Origin of the sequence: Romboutsia sp. (assembly GCF_035470145.1) — a bacterium.
Taxonomy (GTDB): Bacteria; Bacillota; Clostridia; order Peptostreptococcales; family Peptostreptococcaceae; genus Romboutsia_D.
Map to the genome: position 1 here is coordinate 1 of NZ_DATIRC010000038.1, position 3,013 is coordinate 3,013.

General features: G+C 31.7%; 3 protein-coding genes. All 3 read left to right on the top strand.

The annotated features are described in order from the left end of the window. Window positions 1-104: 104 nt before the first annotated feature. The 3 genes from VLM92_RS01530 (at window position 105) to VLM92_RS01540 (ending at window position 2,967) form a co-directional block, all read left to right on the top strand. The gene (locus VLM92_RS01530) at window positions 105-350 is read left to right on the top strand and encodes a hypothetical protein (RefSeq protein ID WP_325274592.1); all 246 of its coding nucleotides are present in this window, start codon (window positions 105-107) and stop codon (window positions 348-350) included. Window positions 351-971: 621 nt separating this feature from the next. After that, on the top strand, window positions 972-1,271 hold the full coding sequence (locus VLM92_RS01535) for an isoamylase early set domain-containing protein (protein WP_325274593.1): 300 nt from the start codon (window positions 972-974) through the stop codon (window positions 1,269-1,271). A 694-nt stretch (window positions 1,272-1,965) separates the two neighbouring features. Then, entirely contained in the window at window positions 1,966-2,967 is a 1,002-nt protein-coding gene (locus VLM92_RS01540) for a tetratricopeptide repeat protein (RefSeq protein ID WP_325274594.1), read from the top strand. The last annotated feature ends 46 nt before the right edge of the window (window positions 2,968-3,013 follow it).

Sequence of the window (3,013 nt, forward strand, 5' to 3'; positions counted from 1 at the left end):
CCTGCCTCCTTAAGCCCCTGGATAAATGTAGCTCCAGGGGCTTGACTTAAAAAATTGAGAACATTGGACGATTTCTTTTTTAGTAGGTCGAAAAGGAAGTAAAAATGAAAGATATTTTTATCTTAAATAGCATTTTTGTAAAAGAACTGATCAAGATATCTAAAAAAATTGCATATGGAGAAATAACAGCCAAAGAAGGTGAATTGAAAAATAAATTCGTCAATAAAGCTATTAAAGAATGGGAAATAATAATAGATCTTTTTATGGAAGGATATAAATTTGGTTCAGAAGAGCTTGATAAAAGAATAGATGAATTTGAACAATCACTTAAAAACGAGGGTTTATTGTAGAAACGAGAGGGAACAATCAGCTTTTCACCACCACTGAATCGTAGCGTTATCCATAACTTGAATAACTGCAATTTCGTCCTAATATCAAGCACCTGAAATTTCTGAGATACCTTAATACCATATCACCAATCCATCAATTTCATGAAATTAAGTGGTAGATAGGTTATGAGTATCACATCATTTTGGAACCATTAGATATCTGGCCTTTTTGCAAGATATCTCAGGTCTTAAAGGGCATGATTTCTATTGAATATTATTCTCTTATCAGTGGTTCGATTGCGGATGTGATCTGTAGATGATATTTTAAAGAAGAACTGTTTTCAGATCAGAAAGCGACATATGAAAAATGATCTTGTCTTGATATTTAAAGTTCAAATTTGATACATGTCATATTGGAGGATTTTGCATCATGACAAGTAATCTCCGAAAAATACATATTTCTTTAGCGAACCGCAGTTACTACATAGTGTCGCATTTTGCTTGACACACAACAAACCTTACATTAAGCATTTTTTAATGGACAAGGGACATAGTTATATATTTAAGATTTGATATAATGGATAGGCAAAACAGGATATGTTATGTTTTTGAATCAATACGTATCATTTAAGGAGGTATTAAATGGCAGGAATCAAAACAAAAGAGAGAATTAAACGGCGGAAAGTGACATTTTCACTTGAAAACGCTGAGGCCAAGGAAGTCTTCTTGACGGGAGATTTCAACAACTGGCACCCGGAGAAACATCCGATGCAAAAAAATAAGAAAGGAACATGGAAAAAACAGGTGATGCTTTCTCCCGGGAACTATGAATACAAGTTTTTGGTAGATGGACAGTGGAAGGAAGATCCACAAAATGATCAACTGCACCCAAATTGCTTCGGGACTTACAATAATATTATAAATGTGATTGATAAAAAATAAGGGATTTCAATTAGTTTTCAAACGCTTGCATAAATGGGTCATATCGTTAAACGGTAAACAATGCTAACAATTCCTTGATTTGTTTCAAAGAGAACGTATTCATACTTTGACACCAGAGTGGCTAACTCTTTGTATAGGGTGCGCCTTTTTTAGTTTTGTAAGAAATATGATCTATTAACTGAAATTTAAGATGCTTAGACCTGCGATTTTGATAAGATATCTTCTATCAGGCTCCTCCCTCCTTTCCCAATAACACAACACGTCATTCATGCCACAATATACTATAACCAAATAATATAATTCATAATATTCTCGACACCTATAAAATAGTTATATATTAAGAATTACTTTTTTGAGATCTGGTACCGATCGATACCTCATTTCCATTGTGAGATAGCTTACTCTGCTAGCCTCGTTTTCGATGCACGCTTTTAAGGGATTAAATTTGTCTAACATTCGTTAATTTTATATTTAAAAATAGGTGTATAAGACATAATTTTGATCCATAATCAACAAGGCGTTACTACTGTGGCAATATGTACTCTACAACTTGAACCAAAACACATTTTCACCCATTCTATTCTTTAATCCCTTCCCTCTGAAGATTATTTCTAACGTTTTTGGAAAAAATACCGAATACTTATATTAATGTTCAGGCAAATATAGACTAACACGTTTAATCTCTAAAAACATTATGGATCTTCTTGAATATCAATTATTAAGAATAGAAGATAATTTCATTGAAAATGGTAGATATTTGGAGGCAATTGCTCATCTAGAGAAGCTTTTGAATAAATATCCAACCAATGTAGAAATTATTTTCCTTTTAGGTGTGGTTTATCATCTATTAGGTATAGCATATCAAAAAGTTAATAAGCATGGATTAGCTATTGAATGTTTTACTAAAGCAAATGAAATCCACCCAAAAATAAACGGATTAGAATTAAGATTAATGTATAGCGCAAGACTTATGGTTAAGGATGAAGGCTTGGAAAAATTGAATCAGTATAATATTAATGAGAACACTTTATATAAGATTCGTTCAAAATATTACTATGATTCGGAATCATATAAACAATCCATCGCTGAATTAAAAAAATTACTTGTAATTAATCCAACTCCCTGGCCAACATATATGTTCATCGCAAAAAATTATCAAAAAATCGGTGATGCTGAAAAAGCATTTCGCTTTTATGATAAGGCATTATCATTAGACTCAAATGAATTAGGGGAGATCATAGGCAGCCTTATTGAAAAATCCTTTTTATACTTAAAGCGCAATAATTTCAAAGATGCATCAATTACCCTTCATCGGTTATTGGAAATTATAACTGAAGATATTGAAAATAACCTATATTCATTGGATTTTATCTGCAACCATGATGAATGTGATGAGGTTATAGAAATCTGTGAACAGCAAATAGTTAGAAATCCCAAAAATATTCATGCAATACTTAGCAAGGGAATAATATTCTTATTGAAAAGAGATCTTATCGAGGCAAAACATAACTTTTCTACGGCAATTTTTTTAGCACCCAAAAATCCTAGATCACATTTTTGTTTTGGTGTTATATCTTATTTATTGGAAGAACCTAAAAAGGCAATTAAAAGCATTTTATTAGCTTGCGCATTAGATTTTACAAACAATCATTATAACACTTTTTATAAACATCTAACTAAGAGTGAATTTTCCTGACGACCTCCACAGGATTGAAAATATTTTGTGATGAAAAGATATATCT